This is a genomic window from Vibrio salinus (genome assembly GCF_021272385.1).
GTDB classification, from domain to species: Bacteria; Pseudomonadota; Gammaproteobacteria; order Enterobacterales; family Vibrionaceae; genus Vibrio; species Vibrio salinus.
Genome location: NZ_JAJSDZ010000009.1, coordinates 247,131 through 270,742 on the forward strand (window position 1 = coordinate 247,131; position 23,612 = coordinate 270,742).

The 23,612-nt window shown below is 45.2% G+C and carries 14 protein-coding genes, 4 tRNA genes and 3 rRNA genes; 13 read left to right on the forward strand and 8 right to left on the reverse strand.

Annotation, left to right across the window (positions count from 1 at the left end; genetic code table 11):
- Positions 1-76: 76 nt before the first annotated feature.
- Positions 77-1,348 carry an NRAMP family divalent metal transporter gene (locus LRQ06_RS09270; protein ID WP_232766077.1) on the reverse strand — a complete coding sequence of 424 codons (1,272 nt, stop codon included), beginning with the start codon at positions 1,346-1,348 and terminating at the stop codon, positions 77-79.
- Between the two features lie 270 nt (positions 1,349-1,618).
- Here LRQ06_RS09270 and LRQ06_RS09275 point away from each other — a divergent pair, with 270 nt between their 5' ends.
- Together LRQ06_RS09275 and LRQ06_RS09280 are read left to right on the forward strand one after the other, a co-directional pair.
- Positions 1,619-2,356 (forward strand): RluA family pseudouridine synthase, encoded by a 738-nt coding sequence (locus LRQ06_RS09275; protein ID WP_232766078.1) that lies wholly within the window; start codon positions 1,619-1,621, stop codon positions 2,354-2,356.
- 42 nt (positions 2,357-2,398) lie between these two features.
- A complete protein-coding gene (locus LRQ06_RS09280) occupies positions 2,399-3,361 on the forward strand; it encodes a D-2-hydroxyacid dehydrogenase (RefSeq protein WP_232766079.1) in 963 nt (320 codons plus the stop codon).
- 68 nt (positions 3,362-3,429) lie between these two features.
- Here LRQ06_RS09280 and LRQ06_RS09285 read toward each other — a convergent pair whose 3' ends face one another.
- The 3 genes from LRQ06_RS09285 to pepA form a co-directional block, all read right to left on the reverse strand.
- A complete protein-coding gene (locus LRQ06_RS09285) occupies positions 3,430-6,291 on the reverse strand; it encodes a valine--tRNA ligase (RefSeq protein WP_232766080.1) in 2,862 nt (953 codons plus the stop codon).
- Positions 6,292-6,378: 87 nt separating this feature from the next.
- A complete protein-coding gene (locus tag LRQ06_RS09290) occupies positions 6,379-6,831 on the reverse strand; it encodes a DNA polymerase III subunit chi (RefSeq protein WP_232767128.1) in 453 nt (150 codons plus the stop codon).
- Positions 6,832-6,889: 58 nt separating this feature from the next.
- A complete protein-coding gene (gene pepA, locus LRQ06_RS09295; protein WP_232766081.1) occupies positions 6,890-8,398 on the reverse strand; it encodes a leucyl aminopeptidase in 1,509 nt (502 codons plus the stop codon).
- Positions 8,399-8,589: 191 nt separating this feature from the next.
- Between pepA and lptF the strand changes: the two genes are divergently transcribed.
- From lptF to LRQ06_RS09345, 11 genes are all read left to right on the forward strand, one after another.
- The gene (gene lptF, locus LRQ06_RS09300) at positions 8,590-9,690 is read left to right on the forward strand and encodes an LPS export ABC transporter permease LptF (RefSeq protein WP_232766082.1); all 1,101 of its coding nucleotides are present in this window, start codon (positions 8,590-8,592) and stop codon (positions 9,688-9,690) included.
- 3 nt (positions 9,691-9,693) lie between these two features.
- Entirely contained in the window at positions 9,694-10,764 is a 1,071-nt protein-coding gene (gene lptG / locus LRQ06_RS09305; RefSeq protein WP_232766083.1) for an LPS export ABC transporter permease LptG, read from the forward strand.
- Positions 10,765-10,902: 138 nt separating this feature from the next.
- Positions 10,903-10,987 (forward strand) — tRNA-Leu (locus LRQ06_RS09310).
- A 163-nt stretch (positions 10,988-11,150) separates the two neighbouring features.
- Positions 11,151-11,276, forward strand: coding sequence for a hypothetical protein (locus LRQ06_RS21035; RefSeq protein WP_257794108.1), 126 nt, complete (start codon positions 11,151-11,153; stop codon positions 11,274-11,276).
- Between the two features lie 160 nt (positions 11,277-11,436).
- On the forward strand, positions 11,437-12,711 hold the full coding sequence (locus LRQ06_RS09315; RefSeq protein WP_373054821.1) for a cyclic di-GMP phosphodiesterase: 1,275 nt from the start codon (positions 11,437-11,439) through the stop codon (positions 12,709-12,711).
- Between the two features lie 509 nt (positions 12,712-13,220).
- A 16S ribosomal RNA gene (locus tag LRQ06_RS09320) occupies positions 13,221-14,762 on the forward strand.
- Between the two features lie 65 nt (positions 14,763-14,827).
- A tRNA-Ile gene (locus LRQ06_RS09325) sits at positions 14,828-14,904 on the forward strand.
- Between the two features lie 35 nt (positions 14,905-14,939).
- Positions 14,940-15,015 (forward strand) — tRNA-Ala (locus LRQ06_RS09330).
- A 277-nt stretch (positions 15,016-15,292) separates the two neighbouring features.
- A 23S ribosomal RNA gene (locus tag LRQ06_RS09335) occupies positions 15,293-18,182 on the forward strand.
- An 86-nt stretch (positions 18,183-18,268) separates the two neighbouring features.
- Positions 18,269-18,384 (forward strand): 5S ribosomal RNA (gene rrf / locus LRQ06_RS09340).
- The 16S, 23S and 5S rRNA genes sit together here with 3 tRNA genes alongside, the layout of an rRNA operon.
- A 60-nt stretch (positions 18,385-18,444) precedes the next feature.
- Positions 18,445-18,521 (forward strand) — tRNA-Asp (locus LRQ06_RS09345).
- A gap of 185 nt (positions 18,522-18,706) precedes the next feature.
- Here LRQ06_RS09345 and leuD read toward each other — a convergent pair.
- The 4 genes from leuD to leuA all read right to left on the reverse strand — a co-directional run bounded on the left by leuD (position 18,707) and on the right by leuA (position 23,515).
- Positions 18,707-19,309 (reverse strand): 3-isopropylmalate dehydratase small subunit, encoded by a 603-nt coding sequence (leuD, locus tag LRQ06_RS09350; RefSeq protein ID WP_232766084.1) that lies wholly within the window; start codon positions 19,307-19,309, stop codon positions 18,707-18,709.
- A 16-nt stretch (positions 19,310-19,325) separates the two neighbouring features.
- On the reverse strand, positions 19,326-20,732 hold the full coding sequence (gene leuC, locus LRQ06_RS09355) for a 3-isopropylmalate dehydratase large subunit (RefSeq protein ID WP_232766085.1): 1,407 nt from the start codon (positions 20,730-20,732) through the stop codon (positions 19,326-19,328).
- A 63-nt stretch (positions 20,733-20,795) separates the two neighbouring features.
- Positions 20,796-21,884 carry a 3-isopropylmalate dehydrogenase gene (gene leuB / locus LRQ06_RS09360; RefSeq protein WP_232766086.1) on the reverse strand — a complete coding sequence of 363 codons (1,089 nt, stop codon included), beginning with the start codon at positions 21,882-21,884 and terminating at the stop codon, positions 20,796-20,798.
- A 77-nt stretch (positions 21,885-21,961) separates the two neighbouring features.
- A complete protein-coding gene (gene leuA / locus LRQ06_RS09365) occupies positions 21,962-23,515 on the reverse strand; it encodes a 2-isopropylmalate synthase (RefSeq protein WP_232766087.1) in 1,554 nt (517 codons plus the stop codon).
- Positions 23,516-23,612 lie beyond the last annotated feature (97 nt).

Consider the following 23,612-nt stretch of genomic DNA (forward strand, 5'->3'; position numbering starts at 1 on the left):
ATCTCGGGATAACGCCTCTTTTGTATACAAAAAAGCCTCGCGATATGATGTCAGCGAGGCTTTTGTTGTCATTGAATTACAGAAACCATTTCCACCAGATAAACAGGACCAGGAAGCCAAATAAGTAGACCAGTCCAATCACGGATAATGCTTTTAGTTTTGGGCCGACTGACAGTTCTTTAGGTAGCGATGTCCGGGTTACCAGAATGTAATTCAGCAGAGCAAATACCGGCGTCGTCATGAAAGCCATAATCATGGCAAAGTTAAGCATTGGCATCAAAGCCGATTTAAAGAAGACCAATATTGCCAGAGCACATCCTGATGTGATGATCATCCACATATTTAGTGTGGATTTTTTCTCTTCTTTTTCTTCTTTCAATAGGCGCTGCGCTTCAGCAATCACCCTTGAATAACCATCAATGACCGTAATCGTGCTGCCAAAAATACAGAAAAATGCAATAACGGCGATCAGATAACGGGACCATTCTCCAATGGTTGTGGCATACAGGCTGACCAACTGATGGGAGAAACCGACCCCGGATTGCGACAATTTCACCCCGGTTCCATGCAGAACCAGTGCGCCAAGAGATAAAAACACCACGGCCAGAACTGCGGTACCTATGTAACCGACATTAAAATCAAATAATGCGGACTTGGGCGTAACACGTTGTTGTTTACATTGGCTCTTGAGCCAGACGGACGTCAGGCTGGATATTTCAATCGGAGCCGGCATCCACCCCATTGTCACAACAAGGAAGCCTATTGCGGCTAGAGTCCATGGTGATGGGTTAGGCGCATCCGGAATGGTTTCCGCCGGGTGAGCGAAAGCGAATATGACCGCCATGACCGTCGCTATGGTCAGTACCGCCATGATGATTTTGGATAAAGAGTCCAGAGCTTTGTATTGACCGGCAAAAAGAATCAAAAGACACACGCCAAGGATAATGGCGGATAAACTGGTACCGGAAAGCTCAAAAGGACAAAAATAGCTTAGCAGGCTGGCACTGAACAACGTCAGAGCGGCCGTATTAATCACACTGGATATTGTCGTTAAAATAGTGAATACCCACAGGTACCCCCGGCCCAGTTTTCGGTAACCTTCGACCAGAGAATCTCCCGTTCCCATTGTGTATTGGATACCTGCCCGGAAAAAAGGGTATTTAAAAAAGTTTACCAGCAGGATCAGAATAGCAAGTTGCCAACCGTAAATGGCACCGGCTTTGGTTGAGGCGACCAGATGTGATCCCCCAACAGCGGCGGCGGCCATCATGATTCCTGGACCTAATGATTTGATTAAATTGGATATGGCTGACCCTTTCTCGGAAGGATAGGAAGCTGCTTTTTCCATGGTGATTCCTTACAACGTGCACTTGTGTTGCGTTATTATGTTTGTGTTTATATGTTTTTTATTTTGTCAAGAATATGTATGAATATCATATTTAACCTTTCTGTCAAATGATATTTACAGTCATAAGAACGATTGTTGGGCACAGAATCTGGTAGGCGATTGAAAAGACAGCAATATGGATAAATCATTTAATAGCGGACAAGTTGTCAGAGTCTTTATTTTTGGCGCTTTTGTGTATAATTGCCCGGAATTTTTTGTGAGACAGCAATTATGGCAATGACGGTTTACAATCCTCCCGTTGATCCCTGGGTGGATAGTGTTTTTGAAGATGACCATATCCTCGTGGTGAATAAGCCTTCCGGACTGTTATCGGTTCCCGGTAAAGCACCACAACACTATGACAGTATGTGGAGCCGGTTACTTGAGCATTATCCGGATATACAGGTTGTTCATCGTCTGGATATGTCGACCTCCGGATTAATGTTGTTTGCCAAAAATAAGCATGTCGAGAGTGCGTTAAAGAAACAATTTCAGTATCGTTTAACCCATAAAGTTTACTATGCCCGTGTTTGGGGACATCTTGAGCAAGACAAAGGGGAAGTCGACTTACCGCTTATTTGTGACTGGCCCAATCGACCAAGGCAGAAAGTGTGTCATGAAACGGGGAAACCGTCTAAAACGCTTTATGAAGTGGTAGTGCGGGAAGAAAAGACAACCCTGGTACGGTTATTCCCGATTACCGGCCGTTCTCACCAGCTCAGGGTGCATATGTTATCGTTAGGTCATCCTATTGTCGGCGATGATTTTTACTCTGACGGGGAGGCCCGGGTTTTTTCTGAACGGCTGGAATTGCATGCCGCTGAATTAAGTTTTTATCATCCCAGAACTGACTGGCTGAAACGCATATTTGTCCCTTGTGACTTTTATACCGGTTTAGAGCCTGTTATCTTTGAATACTTTGATCCAGAAAGAAAGCTTCCTGATTATAAGCAACTGCCCCGCCCATAATGATTCTGTGAGGTAGTGCATCAGGAAAAGGAGACCTCTTCTATGTCACTACCTCAAGTTGTTTTTGTCGATCGTGCGACCATTCCATCCTACATTCCATTACCACAGCTCAATTTCCAGCACAGCTGGGTGGAGTACGACTTCACCCAACCAGAGCAAACCTATGACCGGGTGAAAGATGCCGAGATTATTATTACCAATAAGGTGGTTTTTGATGCACCTCTTTTACAGAAACTGCCTAATTTAAAATTAATTGCCGTCTCTGCTACCGGTGTCAATAATGTTGATATCGACTTCTGTAAGCAGCAGGGTATTGCGGTTGCAAACGTGCAGGGGTATTCAAACCGCTCCGTACCTGAGCATGTTTTGGGAATGATTTTCGTTCTGAAAAGAAACCTGTTTGGTTACCATCGGGATATTGAGAATGGCGTGTGGCAGATTGATAATCAGTTTTGTTTCTTTACTCACCCGATTGGTGATGTAGCGGGTAGTACGCTGGGTATTGTTGGTGGCGGTTCGTTAGGAAAGGCGATGGCAACATTAGCAGAAGCCATCGGAATGAACGTGCTTTTTGCTGAACGAAAAGGGGCCAAAGACTGCCGGGATGGGTATACCCCCTTTAACGATGTATTAGCTCAGGTGGACATTGTTTCTTTGCATTGTCCATTGAATGAGGAAACCCGGAATTTGATTGCCAGTGATGAGCTGAAGCGTATGAAACCGGAAGCTATACTGATTAATGCCGGACGGGGTGGGCTGGTGGATGAGGCCGATTTGGTCCATGCCCTGAAAGAAGGCATTATTGCGGGCGCCGGGGTCGATGTATTTACGCAGGAGCCGGCAGATGCATCGAATCCGCTTATCGCCAATGCGGATTTACCTAACTTATTATTAACGCCTCATGTTGCCTGGGGAAGCGATTCGGCGATCTCAAAGCTGGTATCAATTTTGTTTAGTAACATTGACCGGTTTCAGGCCGGAGAAAAGCAGAACCGGGTGGTATAACGTTCACTGAAGAATGAAAAGGGCCGCATAAACGTGCGGCCCTTTTATTACTTCTGTTGCTGAGTGGCTTACAGATTCGAAATGGTGACTTTCTGATCTTCCAGTTTAATCAGGGTTTCTTTATAACCGTCCAGTTTGTCGCGTTCTTTGGCTACAACGGCTTCCGGCGCTTTTGCAACGAACCCCACGTTATTTAATTTGCCTTCAATACGTTTGATTTCACCCTGAGTTTTGGTGATTTCTTTCGCCAGTCGTTCCAGTTCAGCATCTTTATCAATCAGCCCTGCCATTGGTATCATTAATTCTGATTTACCAACGAGAGCGGTCGCACAGGCAGGTGTTTCTTCATTCGAACTCAGAACACGAACCTGTTCCAGTTTCGCCAGAGAAGTGAGCACCTGTTCGTTATTGATAAGACGTTGTGCATCTTTGTCCGACGCTGCTTTTAACATCACGTCAAGAGGTTTACCCGGGTTAATATCGTATTCAGCGCGTAAATTCCGGATGCTGGTGATAAAGGCCTTAACCCATTCGATATCATTCAATGCTTCCTGATGGAAGTTCGCCTCATTATATTGTGGAAGGGCCTGAAGCATGATGGTTTCACCTTCGACGCCATCCACCAGTGGCTTAACGCTCTTCCAAATCGTTTCAGTGATATAAGGAATAACCGGATGAGCGAGACGTAGCGTTTTCTCCAGAACGGTGATCAAAGTCCGTCGGGTTGCCCGTTGCTGCGCTTCACTTCCTTTCCAGAGGACGGGCTTCGTCAACTCCAGATACCAGTCACAGAACTGATTCCAGATAAATTCGTACAAAGTGTTGGCGGCCATGTCCAAACGGAAATTATCGATGTGGCTATTGAATGCCTTGGCCGCTAATTCAAACTGCGATTCAATCCATTTGTCAGCCAGCGAGTATTCCAGTTCAGCACCAGCGGCAAATCCACAATCCTGATCTTCTGTGTTCATCAGAACGTAGCGACTGGCATTCCAGAGTTTGTTACAGAAATTACGATATCCCTCGAGGCGTTTCATATCCCAGTTGATATCGCGGCCGGTTGATGCCATCGCGGCAAGCGTGAAACGTAGCGCATCGGTACCGTAAGGTTCGATACCATTTTCGAACGTTTTACGCGTGTTTTTCTCTATTTTGGCCGCCAGTTTTGGTTGCATCATGTTACCGGTACGCTTAGTCACCAGCGACTCTAGATCAATACCATCGATCATATCGATAGGATCCAGGACGTTACCTTTCGATTTTGACATTTTATCGCCATTTTCATCGCGAATAAGGCCGGTAACATACACGGTTTTAAACGGAACCTGCGGTTTGCCATTTTCATCTTTGATGAAATGCATCGTCATCATGATCATGCGGGCAACCCAGAAGAAGATGATATCGAAGCCGGTAACCAGAACGTCCGATGGATGATACATATCCAGCTCAGGTGTTTTTTCCGGCCAGCCTAATGTTCCGAAGGTCCAGAGGCCGGAAGAGAACCAGGTGTCCAGAACATCTTCATCCTGAGTTAATGTGATGTCGTCACCTAAACCATTTTTTTCACGAACTTCTTCTTCGTTATGACCGACATAAACTTTGCCTTCCGCATCATACCAGGCCGGAATGCGGTGTCCCCACCAAAGCTGACGGGAAATACACCAGTCCTGAATGTCACGCATCCAGGAGAAATACATATTTTCGTACTGTTTAGGAACAAACTGAATCTCACCATCTTCTACCGCTTTTGTTGCAACTTCAGCTAACGGTGCTGTGCGAACATACCATTGGTCGGTCAGCATTGGTTCGATAACCACACCACCCCGATCGCCATAAGGAATCGTCAGATCGTGATCTTTGATTTCCTCTAACAGGCCCAGTTCATCAAATTCTGCAACAATGGCTTTACGTGCCGTAAAGCGTTCCATTCCCCGGTATTTTTCCGGGATATCTGACGTGTAAGCCTCGCTTGGTTCGCCTTTTGTTGTAAATACTTCGGCTTCGTCGCGGATATTGGCATCAAAAGTGAAGATGTTGATCATTGGCAGATCATGGCGCTTGCCGACTTCATAGTCATTAAAGTCGTGAGCTGGTGTGATTTTCACACAACCGGTTCCTTTTTCCATATCGGCATGCTCGTCGCCCAGAATAGGGATCCGGCGATTGGCGATCGGAAGCAGTACTTCTTTTCCTATAAGATCTTTATAACGGGGATCTTCAGGGTTAACGGCAACACCGGTATCACCAAGCATGGTTTCAGGCCGGGTGGTTGCGACAATGATGTAATCGTTGCCTTGCGCTGTTTTCGCTCCGTCAGCGAGTGGATAGCGGAAGTGCCACATGTGGCCTTTTTTATCTTTATTTTCAACTTCAAGATCGGAGATCGCGGTGTGAAGCTTTGGATCCCAGTTAACCAAGCGTTTGCCTCGATAGATCAGATCTTCGTTGTACAGACTGATAAAGACTTCCTGAACCGCTTTGTAGAAGCCATCATCCATGGTGAAACGTTCCCGATCCCAATCAACAGAGGCACCTAAACGACGTAGCTGTTGAGTAATATTACCGCCGGATTCTGCTTTCCACTCCCAGACTTTATCAATAAACGCATCACGTCCGTAATCGTGTTTTGTTTTGTCTTCTTCTGCTGCGATCTTGCGTTCAACAACCATTTGCGTCGCAATACCAGCGTGATCGGTTCCGACCTGCCATAAGGTGTTTTTCCCTTTCATTCTCTGGCAGCGAATCAGCGTATCCATAATGGTATCCTGGAATGCATGACCCATATGAAGACTACCTGTGACGTTCGGTGGTGGGATCATGATGCTGTATGATTCTTTTGAGGTGTCACCGTTTGGCTTAAAGTAGCCTTTTTCTTCCCAGGCCTGATATAAAGCCTGTTCGATTGATGTTGGGTTGTATGTCTTTTCCATAGTGCTCTTATTACGGATACTGTTTACTAATGAATTTTTCAAACGTTATAAGTGAGGTCTCTGAAAGAGAAGCCTTAACTATAGCGTTTAATCGGAGTCGTTTACTTTTAATGTCTGTAGCTGGAATCCAGCCTGACGATAAAGTTTATAGCGTTCCCTTGCCAGCTGTTTTGTTTGTTCTTCGCAAGGAACGAAGTCTACCACCTCACTGAAGCGATGCGCAAAGGTTGTATTACAATCCGATAAATTAATGACAATTTGTCGGTTGATGTTCGGTCTGACCTCAGGATAACCAATTTCGATCGGTGTCGAATATCTAGGCCCTTCGCCAACGAGATTATGAGCAATAAATAAGTTTGTCGGAACCTGCCAGAACAGTTCTGCTAATGTTTCTGCTTCTTGTTTATTCTGACTGTTGATGAAAATTTTTGCTCCCTGTTTAGAAAAATGCTGACTTAAAAAAACAACATACTGAAGCAAGCCTTGCCGCTCAGCCTTTGTGCTGCCTTCTGCAATGATATAAAACGTGGCATTTCTCATATAATTAATAATAAGCAAGAGGGCTTGTGCCCTCTTATCTATTAACTTCTTACTTATGTTACTCTTCGCTGGTTAGTCCGCTTTTATTTAATAGAAACTGAACCAATAGTGGGACTGGACGGCCTGTTGAACCTTTGCTGGTTCCTGAACGCCATGCTGTTCCGGCGATATCGAGGTGAGCCCAGTTGTAACGTTTGGTAAACCGGGATAAGAAGCAAGCTGCGGTGATGGTTCCTGCCGGTCTTCCTCCGATATTGGCCATGTCTGCAAACGGACTTTTCAGTTGTTCCTGATATTCGTCGGTAATCGGCAGTCGCCATGCTCGGTCACTCGCTTGTTCTGACGCACCAACCAGCTCATGCGCTAAAGGGTTGTGGTTTGACAGTACGCCACTTGTATGGTGGCCAAGGGCAATAATACAAGCGCCTGTTAGTGTTGCTACATCGATAACATATTCAGGATCAAACCTTTCAACATAAGTTAGGGCATCACATAAAACCAGCCGTCCTTCAGCATCAGTATTCAGAACTTCAACGGTTTGCCCTGACATTGTCGTTAGGATGTCACCAGGGCGGTATGCCTGGCCTCCGGGCATGTTTTCACAACCAGCTAATACACCAATAACATTTAGTGGAACATTGAGTTTCGCAATTGCAGTCATGGTGCCAAATACCGAAGCGGCACCACACATATCGTATTTCATTTCATCCATATTAGCGCCGGGTTTTAATGAAATACCACCGGAATCAAATGTGAGGCCTTTTCCAACCAGTACTATTGGTTTTGCGTTCGGATCCGGATGACCTTTATATTCGATCACAGACATCATTGACTCATTTTTTGAGCCACGGCCAACTGCAAGGTAAGCGGTCATGCCGAGTTTTTCCATTTCTTCTTCGCCGATGACCTTAGATGTTATGGTCTCATAATCGTCGGCAAGACGTCTGGCCTGTGATGCAAGATAGGCCGGATTCGCTATATTGGGGGGCATATTGCCTAAATCTTTACATGATTTAACTCCTGAGGAAACGGCCAGGCCATGAGAAATGGCTTTTTCACCGAGGCTAAGTTCTCTACGGGTAGGAACATTAAAGACCAGTTTTCGTAAAGGCCGACGTGTTTCTGGCTTTACACTTTTGAACTGATCGAATGTGTAAAGGCCATCCTCAGTGGCTTCAACGGCCTGACGAACTTTCCAGTAGGTATCTCTACCTTTCACATGCAACTCAGTTAAAAAGCATACAGCTTCCATTGAGCCTGTTTCATTTAATGTGCTGATCGTTTTCTGAATAATTTCTTTATATTGTCTTTCTCCAAGCTCTCGCTCTTTACCGCAGCCGACCAAAAGAACCCGTTCAGACAACACGCCCGGAACCTGATGCAGAAGCAGCATTTGCCCCGGCTTCCCTTCCAGATCACCGCGTCTCAGCAATGAGCTGATATAACCATCACTGATTTTATCCAGTTGCTCTGCTACCGGAGAAAGTCGACGTGGTTCAAAGACTCCGACAACGATACAAGCGCTTCGTTGCTTTTCTGGACTCCCACTTTTTACACTGAACTCCATGCGTACTCCTACATCGTGAAGACAAATAGAACTAAATCGTAGATAATGCACTCTTAAAGAGTTGAACCTTAGTATATAGATTAGAATTGATAGCGCCTATAATTACTATCAAAATTTCCTAAAATAAACGGTTCAACGAGAAATTATAGCGATTCAACTAAAAATACAAGTTTTGCATAGGTAAATTAAGAGTGATTATCGTAAGATATCTGATCCGTGAAACGTTAAAAAGCCAATTGGCTATTTTCTTCATTTTATTTCTGGTTTTTTTGAGTCAGAGATTTATCCGGGTGTTAGCGGATGCAACGGATGGGGACATCCCTGCAAGAATGATTTTATCGATTGTTGGTCTGAATATGCCGGCAATGGGATTGTTAATGCTTCCACTAAGTTTGTACATAGGGATATTAATTACCTTTGGACGGCTCTATGCGGAAAGTGAAATTACAGTCATGAATGCGACAGGGATTGGGAATAAGTTTCTGATCAGAGCAGCATTATACCTGGCTATCATTACATCTGGGGTTGCTGCTTTCAATGCGTTTTGGTTATCGCCATGGAGTCAGGATAAAGAAGCGCAGTTAATGGAGCAGCTTGCTGCTGAAAATAGTGTCGATTTATTACAGAAAGGACATTTCCAAAGTACTCCTGATGGTTCTTCGGTTGTCTTTATCGATGATATTCAGGGAAAAACGTTAAAAAATGTGTTCATTGCACAAATGACACCAAGGGATTCTGTTTTGCCCAGCGTTATGTTTTCTGATAACGGTGATGTGAAAGAATTAAGTGATGGCCGCCAGATCATTACGTTACATGATGGAACACGATATGAAGGTGTGCCAACTCAGGTTAACTACATGGTGACGAGATTCAGGCAATACGAAGGATTGATAGGTCAGAGAAAAGTTGAGAACCGGGGGAGAGGCTGGGATGCCAGATCGACTTTAGACTTATTACATCAGAGTAATCGGAGTGCTCAGGCTGAATTGCAATGGCGGATTTCTTTAGTGGTTTGTATTCCTCTGTTAACCATGCTTGTGGTTCCGTTGTCTGCGGTGAATCCAAGACAGGGGCGTTTTGCCAAAATGGGTCCGGCGATCCTTATCTATTTAACGTATTTTATGGCCATTAGTGCAACAAAATCAGCGATTGAAGACGGCTCTATCCCCGGTTATATCGGACTATGGCCAATTAATGCCACTTTGCTTATCGGTGCATTCATTATTAATAGTCTTGATAGTATTGCTGTTCGCCGTTTGAAAGATAAGATCAGAAAAAGAAAGGTGGCTTAAGTCGTGTTTAAAATTTTCGATTTATATATTGGCAGAACAATCATCGCCACAAGTTCTATTGTACTTATAACTTTTGTCGGCCTGTCTGGTATCATTAAATATGTTGATCAGTTACGTAAGGTTGGGCAGGGAAGTTACGATTTACTTAAAGCTCTCTTTTTTGTGTTACTAAGTATTCCTCGGGACATTGAAATGTTCTTCCCTATGGCCGCTTTACTGGGGGCTTTGATAGGCTTGGGCGCTTTAGCTGCAAGCTCTGAGCTGGTGGTTATGCAGGCTGCTGGTTTCTCTAAATTGAAAATCGGTGGTTCAGTTCTGAAAACTGCGGTTCCTCTGATGATTCTGGTGACGTTATTAGGGGAGTGGGGAGCTCCTCAGGCTCAGAAAATGGCACGGGATTTACGCGCATTTTCGATGTCCGGTGGTAATTTATTGTCTGTCCGTACCGGAGTATGGGCTCGCGATGCTAATGATTTTATCTTTATAGGCAAAGTTCGTGGTGACCACATTTATGCTCTGAATATGTGGCGCTTTGATACGGATAAAAAATTAAATAAAGTCATTTTTGCAAAAGAAGCCGATTATCAGGGCAATAACATATGGCTTCTTCATAATGTTCATATGACATATATGGATGGTGAGGTTGAGATCAGGAAAGATCAGCTACCCGATTATCGTTGGAAAACGACTTTGGCGCCAGACAAACTTGCTGTTGTAACGGTAAAACCGGAAGAGCAGTCTCTCACAGGGTTATATAATTATGTTCATTATCTGAAAGAATCAGAGCAGGATGCATCAAGATATGAGTTGGCTTTCTGGAGAAAAGTGACACAGCCTTTTTCCATCGCAGTTATGATGTTGATGGCGTTGTCATTCATTTTTGGACCTTTACGTAGTGTAACCATGGGGGCCAGAATTCTGACTGGGGTTGTTGCTGGTTTTACCTTTTATATCTCGAGTGAGTTTTTCGGACCAATGAGCCTAGTTTATGGGTTTCCCCCTGTTATCGGAGCGCTTGCCCCAAGTATTGTATTTTTGACGATCGCCATTCTTCTTCTGAGAAGAAAATTGTAGATATTATCTGATGAAGCGATTTTGTTGCTATCGTTTTATGGCGAAATTATCAGCAAACAGTTGAAAAGTGTCTTTTTGTTATTGCGAAGCGTATTTTCTTCCGTATAATGCAGAGCATCTAAAGCATGCTAGCTTTATGCCGATGTGGTGAAATTGGTAGACACGACGGATTCAAAATCCGTTGCCTCACGGCGTGGCGGTTCAAGTCCGCCCATCGGTACCATTCTTAAGATGAAGACGTCCTTGGGCGTCTTTTTTCGTTTTTTATCCTCTGTGAATTCAATATCTTACGTCCGAGTGTGTCGAGAGCGTATTGTAGCAGCCAGCATTTTATGTAACCCTGTTGGTAACCCCAGCGGTATATTTCCCAAACACGGTACTGAATTATGGTGCGACTAACCACCAACTTAACTGCAACCCAAATCAAACAAGCAAAGCCAAAAGAAAAAGAATATACTCTTGCAGATGGTAACGGATTACTTTTGCGTATTCTTTACGAGCAAAAATTCTGATGTTTTAGGGCTTTTGTTTTTTAGCTCAAAAAAACACTGCTTTTTCTGCTGTAAGTATTCTTATATATTTCTATCATTAACTTATACTGGACTTTTAAATTTTAACTTGCCAGATTTATTATAATGTTCAAATGATTATCATTAATGAGTTTGCATAAAAGTGTCTAATGTCAATATAAAAATTACTGTGGATAGACTTCAGCCAGGACTGCATATCCGGCTGCCAGTTAAGTGGAATGATCATCCTTTTCTGTTTAATAGCTTTAAAATAAAAAGTCAGGAGCAGATTGATGTGATCAAGCACTTAGGAATTCAACATGTTTATTTGAATCCTAATCAGAGTGACACGAAACCGCTACCGGCTAAAAAAGATGTTCCTGAAAAAGGGAAGGAAGAGGTGAGCGATGAAAGTGCAAAATTAGATGCAGAAGCCAAAAAGTTATGGGATGAAAAGCAACAACGCATTGAGAAACTAAGTGCGTATCGTCGCCGTGTTATCAAATGTGAAAAAGAGTTTGAACGTTCTTTAGCTCGCATGAGAGCTGTGATGAATAAAATTCGTAGCCGACCGCAAGATGCAGTTGAAGAAGCAGAACAACTGATATCAGATGTTGTTGATACATTGCTGAGTGAGAACAGTGTTACATTGCATTTAATGAATAACAAGAGTGAATTTGAAGATATTTATTTTCACTCTTTAAATGTTGCTATCATTGCCATGATGATTGCCAAAGCGAAGCAATATGATGCCGAAAGAATTAAAGAGTTGTCTTTTGCTGCATTGTTTCATGATATGGGGAAAATCAAAGTTCCCAAAGCGATACTAAGAAAGCAGATACCGTTAACCACTCCTGAAAGTAATTACCTAAAGCAACATACTAAATACGGGCTTGATTTAGCAAACAATATCGAAGATTTTCCAGAGAGTGCGAAAACGGTGATCAGTCAGCATCATGAATTATTAGATGGATCTGGTTATCCGGAAGGTTTGAAAGGGGATAATATTGATGATTTGGCTAAAATTATCGCCGTGGCTAATGCGTTCGATAATCTTTGCCATCCAGCGATTCCAAGTGAGCAGAAAATACCATATGTTGCGTTATCCTTTCTCTTTAAAAATTGCAAACATCTATATGATGAAGAAAGTCTGGGAATTTTAGTTAAATTCATGGGAGTTTTCCCTCCTGGCACTGTCGTGCAACTGTCTAATGATATGGTTGGACTTGTTATCTCCGTTAATAATGCCAGTTTGCTGTATCCTAATGTGCTGATTTATGATCCTTCTGTTCCCAGAACACAGGCACCGATTATTGACTTGGCTGATAGGGATCTGTCTATCGTCAGTGCCATCTTGCCAAATAAACTTCCGGATAAAATAAGAGACTACTTAAATCCTCGCTCAAGAATTTCCTATTTCATTGATAGTGATGACTAGTTATCCACAGTGTTTTGTGTGTAAGTTGTTAGAAAGTTGGTGAAAATAATTTGATAAGATTTGAGCTGGTTAAACTCTATTCAAACAGACGCTAATTGGTGAAAAAAATGCAGTTTTTACTTGTCAGCTTTGTTCGAGTCTATATAATGCCGCCTCACTGACACGGCAACGGTTCAAAAAGAACAGAAAGCTAGTGACAGCAAGGTCTGACGGTAAGACGAAATAATAAAAAAGTGTTTGACACTTAAGATTATCTCGCTAGAATGACCGCCTCTTCAGTAAGTAATTACGAAGAGAAAGCTCTTTAACAATATAAACCTATCAATCTGTGTGGGCACTCGTCGGATAAACATCCAAAAGATTTTATCAATGATACGAGTGACCAAAACGAACAGGAATTCTTTTTAGAATGAATGTTTGGCACAGTCAATTCAACATGACATTACTTTTAATAAAGTAGTGCATGTTATCAGTATTCATTGAGCCGATGCTAAGGCATCAAAAAACTTTAATTGAAGAGTTTGATCATGGCTCAGATTGAACGCTGGCGGCAGGCCTAACACATGCAAGTCGGGCGGTAACAGGAGAAAGCTTGCTTTCTTGCTGACGAGCGGCGGACGGGTGAGTAATGCTTAGGAAGTTGCCCGGTAGAGGGGGATAACCATTGGAAACGATGGCTAATACCGCATAATACCTATGGGTCAAAGCGGGGGCTCTTCGGACCTTGCGCTACCGGATACGCCTAAGTGAGATTAGCTGGTTGGTGAGGTAAGAGCTCACCAAGGCGACGATCTCTAGCTGGTCTGAGAGGATGATCAGCCACACTGGAACTGAGACACGGTCCAGACTCCTACGGGAGGCAGCAGTGGGGAATATTGCACAATGGGGGAAACCCTGATGCAGCCATGCCGCGTGTATGAAGAAGGCCTTCGGGTTGTAAAGTACTTTCAGCAGTGAGGAAGGGTGACAGATTAATACTCTGTTATTTTGACGTTAGCTGCAGAAGAAGCACCGGCTAACTCCGTGCCAGCAGCCGCGGTAATACGGAGGGTGCGAGCGTTAATCGGAATTACTGGGCGTAAAGCGCATGTAGGTGGTTGATTAAGTCAGATGTGAAAGCCCGGGGCTTAACCTCGGAATCGCATTTGAAACTGGTTGGCTAGAGTACTGTAGAGGGGGGTAGAATTTCAGGTGTAGCGGTGAAATGCGTAGAGATCTGAAGGAATACCGGTGGCGAAGGCGGCCCCCTGGACAGATACTGACACTGAGATGCGAAAGCGTGGGGAGCAAACAGGATTAGATACCCTGGTAGTCCACGCCGTAAACGATGTCTACTTGGAGGTTGCGGCCTTGAGCTGTGGCTTTCGGAGCTAACGCGTTAAGTAGACCGCCTGGGGAGTACGGTCGCAAGATTAAAACTCAAATGAATTGACGGGGGCCCGCACAAGCGGTGGAGCATGTGGTTTAATTCGATGCAACGCGAAGAACCTTACCTACTCTTGACATCCAGAAAATCCTTTAGAGATAGAGGAGTGCCTTCGGGAATTCTGAGACAGGTGCTGCATGGCTGTCGTCAGCTCGTGTTGTGAAATGTTGGGTTAAGTCCCGCAACGAGCGCAACCCTTATCCTTGTTTGCCAGCACTTCAGGTGGGAACTCCAGGGAGACTGCCGGTGATAAACCGGAGGAAGGTGGGGACGACGTCAAGTCATCATGGCCCTTACGAGTAGGGCTACACACGTGCTACAATGGCGTATACAGAGGGCGGCCAACTTGCGAAAGTGAGCGAATCCCAAAAAGTACGTCGTAGTCCGGATTGGAGTCTGCAACTCGACTCCATGAAGTCGGAATCGCTAGTAATCGTGGATCAGAATGCCACGGTGAATACGTTCCCGGGCCTTGTACACACCGCCCGTCACACCATGGGAGTGGGCTGCAAAAGAAGCAGGTAGTTTAACCTTCGGGAGGACGCTTGCCACTTTGTGGTTCATGACTGGGGTGAAGTCGTAACAAGGTAGCGCTAGGGGAACCTGGCGCTGGATCACCTCCTTACACGATGATGATTATTGTCGAGTGTTCACACAGATTGAAGGTTTATGTTATTAAGAGACGATACTGGGTCTGTAGCTCAGGTGGTTAGAGCGTTCGCCTGATAAGCGAGAGGTCGGTGGTTCAAGTCCACTCAGACCCACCAATTCACATTGAATTGAAGCGGTATCGACACCTGATGGGGCTATAGCTCAGCTGGGAGAGCGCCTGCCTTGCACGCAGGAGGTCTGCGGTTCGATCCCGCATAGCTCCACCATCTTTAAGTGTTCTTTTCTTTGTGAATGGGAAGAGAATGGTTAAACATGGTTCTTTATGAATCACGCTCTTTAACAATTTGGAAAGCTGACAAAGCAGTTTTGTTTTTAAACAAAACTGTTTGTAAAAGTTCTCAATACTTTCTTGTATAAGAAAGACCAACACAATCAAGTGTTCTTGGAAATTGAGTCCGGCAATATCATAGTCTGCCGCATGTATAAAAATGGCAGACAAATCTTGGTGACAAGACCACATTCCGAAACTTTTTCGGGTTGTATGGTTAAGTGACTAAGCGTACATGGTGGATGCCTTGGCAGTCAGAGGCGATGAAGGACGTACTAACTTGCGATAAGCTCAGATGAGGCAGTAAGAGCCACCTGAATCTGAGATTTCCGAATGGGGAAACCCACTTACAGCAGTAAGTATCATTAAGTGAATACATAGCTTAATGAGGCGAACCGGGAGAACTGAAACATCTAAGTACCCCGAGGAAAAGAAATCAACCGAGATTCCGAAAGTAGCGGCGAGCGAAATCGGAGTAGCCCTTAAGCTGATACAGTGTCAGGTGAAGTGTCTGGAAAGGCACGCGATACAGGGTGACAGCCCCGTAACTGACGGCATTGTATGAGTGAAATCGAGTAAGGCGGGACACGTGATATCCTGTTTGAAAATGGGGGGACCATCCTCCAAGGCTAAATACTCCTGACTGACCGATAGTGAACCAGTACCGTGAGGGAAAGGCGAAAAGAACCCCTGTGAGGGGAGTGAAACAGAACCTGAAACCGTGTACGTACAAGCAGTAGGAGCCTACTAGTTAGGTGACTGCGTACCTTTTGTATAATGGGTCAGCGACTTATATTCAGTGGCAAGGTTAACCGATTAGGGGAGCCGTAGCGAAAGCGAGTGTTAACTGCGCGTTTAGTCTCTGGATATAGACCCGAAACCGAGTGATCTAGCCATGGGCAGGTTGAAGGTTGAGTAACATCAACTGGAGGACCGAACCGACTAATGTTGAAAAATTAGCGGATGACCTGTGGCTAGGGGTGAAAGGCCAATCAAACTCGGAGATAGCTGGTTCTCCCCGAAAGCTATTTAGGTAGCGCCTCGGACGAATACTACTGGGGGTAGAGCACTGTTAAGGCTAGGGGGTCATCCCGACTTACCAACCCTTTGCAAACTCCGAATACCAGTAAGTACTATCCGGGAGACACACGGCGGGTGCTAACGTCCGTCGTGGAGAGGGAAACAACCCAGACCGCCAGCTAAGGTCCCAAATTACAGCTAAGTGGGAAACGATGTGGGAAGGCTCAGACAGCTAGGATGTTGGCTTAGAAGCAGCCATCATTTAAAGAAAGCGTAATAGCTCACTAGTCGAGTCGGCCTGCGCGGAAGATGTAACGGGGCTAAGTTGTAAACCGAAGCTGCGGCAATGCGATTTATCGTATTGGGTAGGGGAGCGTTCTGTAAGCCGCTGAAGGTGTGTGGTAACGCACGCTGGAGGTATCAGAAGTGCGAATGCTGACATGAGTAACGATAATGGGGGTGAAAAACCTCCACGCCGGAAGACCAAGGGTTCCTGTCCAACGTTAATCGGGGCAGGGTAAGTCGACCCCTAAGGCGAGGCTGAAAAGCGTAGTCGATGGGAAACGGGTTAATATTCCCGTACTTCTTACTGTTGCGATGGGGGGACGGAGAAGGCTAGATGAGCCTGGCGATGGTTGTCCAGGTTCAAGTGCGTAGGCTTAAGAGTCAGGTAAATCCGGCTCTTTTTAAGGCTGAGACACGATGTCGAGCCACTAAGGTGGTGAAGTCATTGATGCCATGCTTCCAGGAAAAGCCTCTAAGCTTCAGACAGTAAGGAATCGTACCCCAAACCGACACAGGTGGTCGGGTAGAGAATACCAAGGCGCTTGAGAGAACTCGGGTGAAGGAACTAGGCAAAATGGTACCGTAACTTCGGGAGAAGGTACGCTCCTGATGGTGAAGTCCCTTGCGGATGGAGCTGACGGGAGTCGCAGATACCAGGTGGCTGCAACTGTTTATTAAAAACACAGCACTGTGCAAAATCGTAAGATGACGTATACGGTGTGACGCCTGCCCGGTGCCGGAAGGTTAATTGATGCTGTTAGACTTTGGTCGAAGCGGTTGATCGAAGCCCCGGTAAACGGCGGCCGTAACTATAACGGTCCTAAGGTAGCGAAATTCCTTGTCGGGTAAGTTCCGACCTGCACGAATGGCGTAATGATGGCCACGCTGTCTCCACCCGAGACTCAGTGAAATTGAAATCGCTGTGAAGATGCAGTGTACCCGCGGCTAGACGGAAAGACCCCGTGAACCTTTACTACAGCTTGGCACTGAACATTGAGCCTACATGTGTAGGATAGGTGGGAGGCTATGAAACACAGTCGCCAGATTGTGTGGAGCCATCCTTGAAATACCACCCTTGTATGTTTGATGTTCTAACTTGGTCCCCTAATCGGGGATGAGGACAGTGCCTGGTGGGTAGTTTGACTGGGGCGGTCTCCTCCCAAAGAGTAACGGAGGAGCACGAAGGTGGGCTAATCACGGTTGGACATCGTGAGGTTAGTGTAATGGCATAAGCCCGCTTGACTGCGAGAGTGACGGCTCGAGCAGGTGCGAAAGCAGGTCATAGTGATCCGGTGGCTCTGAATGGAAGGGCCATCGCTCAACGGATAAAAGGTACTCCGGGGATAACAGGCTGATACCGCCCAAGAGTTCATATCGACGGCGGTGTTTGGCACCTCGATGTCGGCTCATCACATCCTGGGGCTGAAGTCGGTCCCAAGGGTATGGCTGTTCGCCATTTAAAGTGGTACGCGAGCTGGGTTTAGAACGTCGTGAGACAGTTCGGTCCCTATCTGCCGTGGGCGTTGGAAGATTGAAGGGGGCTGCTCCTAGTACGAGAGGACCGGAGTGGACGAACCTCTGGTGTTCGGGTTGTGATGCCAATCGCATTGCCCGGTAGCTAAGTTCGGAATCGATAACCGCTGAAAGCATCTAAGCGGGAAGCGAGCCCTGAGATGAGTCTTCCCTGGCGCTTTAAGTGTCCTGAAGGGTTGTTCGAGACCAGAACGTTGATAGGCAGGGTGTGTAAGCGTTGTGAGGCGTTGAGCTAACCTGTACTAATTGCCCGTGAGGCTTAACCATACAACACCGAAAAGGTTTTGGCGGACTCAAGAGAGAATCTTGGTTGTGGATTGAGAATAAGACAGCTTTCCGAATTAACGAATTTGCCTGGCGGCCATAGCGATTTGGACCCACCTGACTCCATGCCGAACTCAGAAGTGAAACGAATTAGCGCCGATGGTAGTGTGGGGTTTCCCCATGTGAGAGTAGGACATCGCCAGGCTTTTATTTTCTGTTATCAGAGATTTTGATGACACAGATTAGCACTTTAGCTAGCCAATGCGGAGCGGTAGTTCAGTTGGTTAGAATACCGGCCTGTCACGCCGGGGGTCGCGGGTTCGAGTCCCGTCCGCTCCGCCACTTGATTTTAAGCCCTGACCTTCTGGTCGGGGCTTTTTGCATTATGCCTTGCCGAAGCACTTATGGATGTATTGCGCGATTTGCAAAACCAGATGGATTCGGCAAAAGATTATTCAGGATGATAGTGTTAAGTGCAAAAAAACCGGTGTATGCCACCGGTTTTTATCAGAAGTATTTTCTACGTTTTAAGATAAAAATGTTGGAATATTTGCTTCGTATTCAGCAATTTGATCTTCATGCTGAAGTGTTAATCCAATATTATCCAGACCATTTAAAAGACAGTGACGACGAAATGCATCGATTTCAAAATGGTATTCTTTACCATTTGCAGTGACGATCATTGACTCCAGGCTGATAGTGATTTTTGCGCCTTCATTGGTTTCCACAAACTGGAAAATCTCATCAACTTCTTGCTCCGTCAGGCGGACTGGAACCATTTGGTTATTGATTGAATTCCCGTAGAAAATATCCGCAAAACTAGGGGCAATCATGACTTTGATACCATAATCTGCAAGTGCCCATGGAGCATGCTCCCGCGAGGAACCACAACCGAAGTTTTCACGGGATAAAAGGATGCTGGCACCTTTATAGCGTGGTGCATTGAGCACGAATTCCGGATTGGGCTGTTCGCCAGCATCATCCAGAAAACGCCAGTCATGGAACAAGTGTTTTCCGAATCCGACACGAGTCACTTTTTGCAGAAACTGTTTAGGGATAATTGCATCGGTATCAACGTTCGCAGCATCAAGAGGAACGACGATACCTGTATGTTGTTTAAAACCTGCCATGGATATAATTCCTCTTTTAGCTGAATGAACGGATATCAACAAAATGACCAGCAACCGCGGCGGCGGCGGCCATTGCTGGACTGACCAGATGGGTGCGTCCCCCTCGTCCCTGGCGCCCCTCAAAATTGCGGTTAGAGGTCGATGCACAACGTTCTCCCGCTCCCAGACGATCGTTATTCATTGCCAGACACATAGAGCATCCGGGCAGACGCCATTCAAAGCCTGCTTCGATAAATATTTTATCTAACCCCTCAGCTTCTGCCTGTGCTTTCACCTGTTCAGAGCCCGGAACAACCAGAGCTTGTACGTGTGAGGCCACTTTTTTGCCTTTTGCGACTTCCGCTGCAGCTCTCATGTCTTCAATACGTGAATTTGTACAGGAACCAATGAATACTTTATCGATAGGGTAATCCGCCAAAGCCGTACCACCTTTCAGTCCCATATAAGTCAGTGCTTTTTCTGCGGAGGCTTTTTCTACCGGATCGGAAAAAACATCCGGAGATGGGATGATACCATCGACTGACATTACCTGACCTGGGTTCGTTCCCCAGGTGACTTGAGGTGTAATATCCTTGGCTTCCAGAGTGATGACTGAATCAAATTGAGCATCGTCATCCGATTTCAATGTATTCCAGTAGTTAACCGCGGCATCCCAGTCGTCGATGGATGGGGCAAATTTACGGCTTTTAACGTATTCAAATGTGGTTTCATCCGGTGCGATAATTCCGGCTTTTGCACCCAGTTCGATTGCCATATTACACACGGTCATTCGACCTTCCATTGAAAGATCTGTAATGGCTTCACCACAGAATTCCACAACATGACCTGTTCCGCCAGCAGACGTTGTTTTGCCTATAATTGCCAATACAATGTCTTTTGCGGTGATACCCGGCGCAACTTTGCCTTTGACTTCTATTTTCATTGTCTTAGCACGGGCTTGCTTCAGGGTTTGGGTTGCTAGAACGTGCTCTACTTCAGAGGTTCCGATACCAAAAGCCAGAGACCCAAAAGCGCCGTGGGTAGCCGTATGTGAATCACCGCAAACAATCGTCATGCCAGGCAGAGTGATACCCAATTCGGGACCCATAACATGAACGATGCCTTGATATTTATGATTCAGATCGTACAGGGTGACACCGAACTCATGGCAGTTTTTGGATAGTGTTTCCATTTGAATTCGCGCCATATCACCACTGGCATTAATATCTTTGGTTGTCGTTGATACATTGTGATCCATGGTGGCAAAGGTTTTTCCTACCTGACGAACCTTACGACCTTTTTCTCTCAGGCCATCAAAAGCCTGAGGAGAAGTGACTTCGTGTACCAAATGGCGGTCAATGTAAAGAATGGGGTTTTCCCCCTCCGCTTCCACAGCGATGTGGGCATCGTATAATTTTTCGTATAAAGTTTTTGCGTTTGACATTGCTTCTTCCTTGAGCCCTAATGGGCCGTTGGGTGTGCAGAGAAAAAGATCCTGCACAAACGTTTATGCGTTTATATATTCCGCGATTTTATCGCCCATTTCAGAAGTCGATAGTGCAGGCTTACCAGATGAAAGATCGGACGTAAGTTCGCCATTGGCAAGTGCTTTGCTGACTGCTGCTTCAATATCTTGTGCAGCGTCTTCTTCTGCAAGGCTATAACGTAGCATCAGAGCCGCGGAAAGGATTTGTGCCACCGGATTAGCAATGTTCTTACCCGCAATATCCGGAGCAGAACCTCCGGCAGGTTCATACAGACCGAAATTACTTTCATTAAGGCTGGCTGATGGAAGCATGCCCATGGAGCCGGTGATCATGGCACATTCATCTGAGAGTATATCGCCAAAAATATTTGAACAAAGCATCACGTCGAATTGTGATGGATCTTTAATTAACTGCATTGTTGCGTTATCGATATACATATGAGTCAGTTGTACATCAGGGTAATCTTTAGCTACAGATTCAACGACTTCACGCCATAAAATAGAGCTCTGAAGAACATTGGCTTTGTCTATAGAATGCACTTTTTTATTACGTAGACGCGCTGATTCGAAGGCTATTTTAGCAATGCGTTCAATTTCATAGCGATGATAGATTTCAGTATCAAACGCTTTTTCATTTGCCCCTTCGCCTTCACGACCTTTCGGCTGTCCAAAATAGATGCCACCAGTCAGTTCCCGAACAACAACAATGTTGAATCCGGTTGCGCTGATATCTGAGCGAAGCGGAGAGAAAGCTTCCAGTCCTTTATGAATTTGAGCCGGGCGCAAATTACAAAACAACTGAAAATGTTTCCGTAAGGGTAGTAAAGCACCACGTTCAGGCTGTTCATCCGGTGGCAGGTGAACCCATTTAGGTCCACCGACAGAACCAAATAAAACAGCATCCGCTTCTTCACAGCCTTTTAATGTGCTTTCCGGTAGTGGTGAGCCATGATTGTCAATTGCAATACCACCCACATCATACTCTTCACGCTCAAAAGTGATGTTGTGTTTGCTTTCAATTGCATCAAGCACTTTATTTGCCTGTTGCATTACTTCCGGCCCGATACCATCACCAGGTAGGACAGCGATTTTATACATTTTGTCTGTCATGAGAGTCCTTCACTCGTTATATTTGTAGTCCTGATTATGTTCCCGAAACCGGAAACATAATTATTTATATAGGAAAATTATACAGTCTGTATTTTTTCTTTTTTCTGCTTAATTTCTTCAATCTGATCTGCTCTGTGAATGCTGTTAATTACATGCAACAAAGCTTCTCCTGATGCTTCAACTATATCGGTTGAAATGCCGGTGCCGTGGTATTTACGACCTTTATAGTTAGCTATTATATCCGCTTGTCCAAGTCCATCTTCACCTTCGCCCTTGGCGGTCAAATCAAACTTATCCAGCACAATATCGTAGCCGGTAACACGATAAATGCATTGATATAATGCGTCTACCGGTCCATTGCCCACTGCGGCTTCGGCTTTTTCTTTGTCACCACATTGTAGTTTTATACTGGTGGTAGCCATGACACTGCCGGATTGTACGCTCAGGTAATTAAGCTTGTAGTAGTCTTCTTCATCTTTAACGTTTGAGAAGTACATTAATGACTCAAGGTCATAATCGAAGACCTGACCTTTACGATCCGCTAATTTCAGAAAATCCTGATACAAAGAATCCAGATTATAGTCGTTTTCAGTATATCCCATCGACTCCATATGACTTTTTACTGCGGCCCGGCCACTGCGGCTGGTTAAATTCAGAACCTGATTTTTTAGACCAATGGATTCGGGGGTCATTATTTCGTAGGTATTTTTGTTTTTCAGCATGCCATCCTGATGAATACCGGAGGAATGACTAAATGCGTTTGCCCCTACAATGGCTTTATTGCTTTGGATTGGCATATTACAAAGCTGGCTTACCATCTTGCTGGTTCTGTGTATTTCCTCGTGCTTAACTCCTGTCTTAACCCCCAGTAATTCCTGACGAGTTTTGATTATCATGGCAACTTCTTCAAGGGCCGTATTACCGGCTCGTTCGCCAATACCATTAATTGTGCCTTCTATCTGTCTGGCTCCGGCTTGTACAGCTGAAATCGAATTCGCAACTGACATCCCTAAATCATCATGACAATGAACAGAAATGATGGCTTTATCTATATTAGGGACCCGGTTAAACAAAGTTTGGATAATACCACCAAATTCTCCAGGTACTGTATAGCCAACCGTATCTGGTATGTTAACGGTTGTTGCGCCAGCATTAATTGCCGCCTCTACCATACGACATAAGTTATCAATTGGTGTCCGACCAGCGTCTTCGCATGAAAATTCAACATCATCAGTGTACTTTCTGGCATGTTTAACCGCTTTGACGCCCATTTCTACGACCTGATCGTAGCTGCGTCGTAGTTTATCTTCAACGTGGATGGTTGAAGTTGAGATAAAAGTATGGATGCGGAATGCTTCAGCAACTTTCAGGGCTTCTCCAGCAGCATCGATGTCTTTTTCTACTGCCCGGGAAAGTGCACATACCCGGCTATTCTTTAAATGTCTTGCGATAGTTTGTACGGATTCAAAGTCACCTGGAGATGAGACAGGGAAACCTGCTTCAATGACATCGATGCCTAAACGTTCAAGAGCAAGAGCAATTTGAAGCTTTTCTTTCACTGTTAAGCTTGCCTGCAATGCTTGTTCACCGTCTCTTAAGGTGGTGTCAAAGATTATGACCTGATCGTTCATGTTTGCTCCCTAGACCGCTAGTTAATCGTTTACTTCCTGATTTTGGCTATAAAAAAACCCGCATCTGAATGCGGGTTCTTGGTAATTCAAGTTGTGG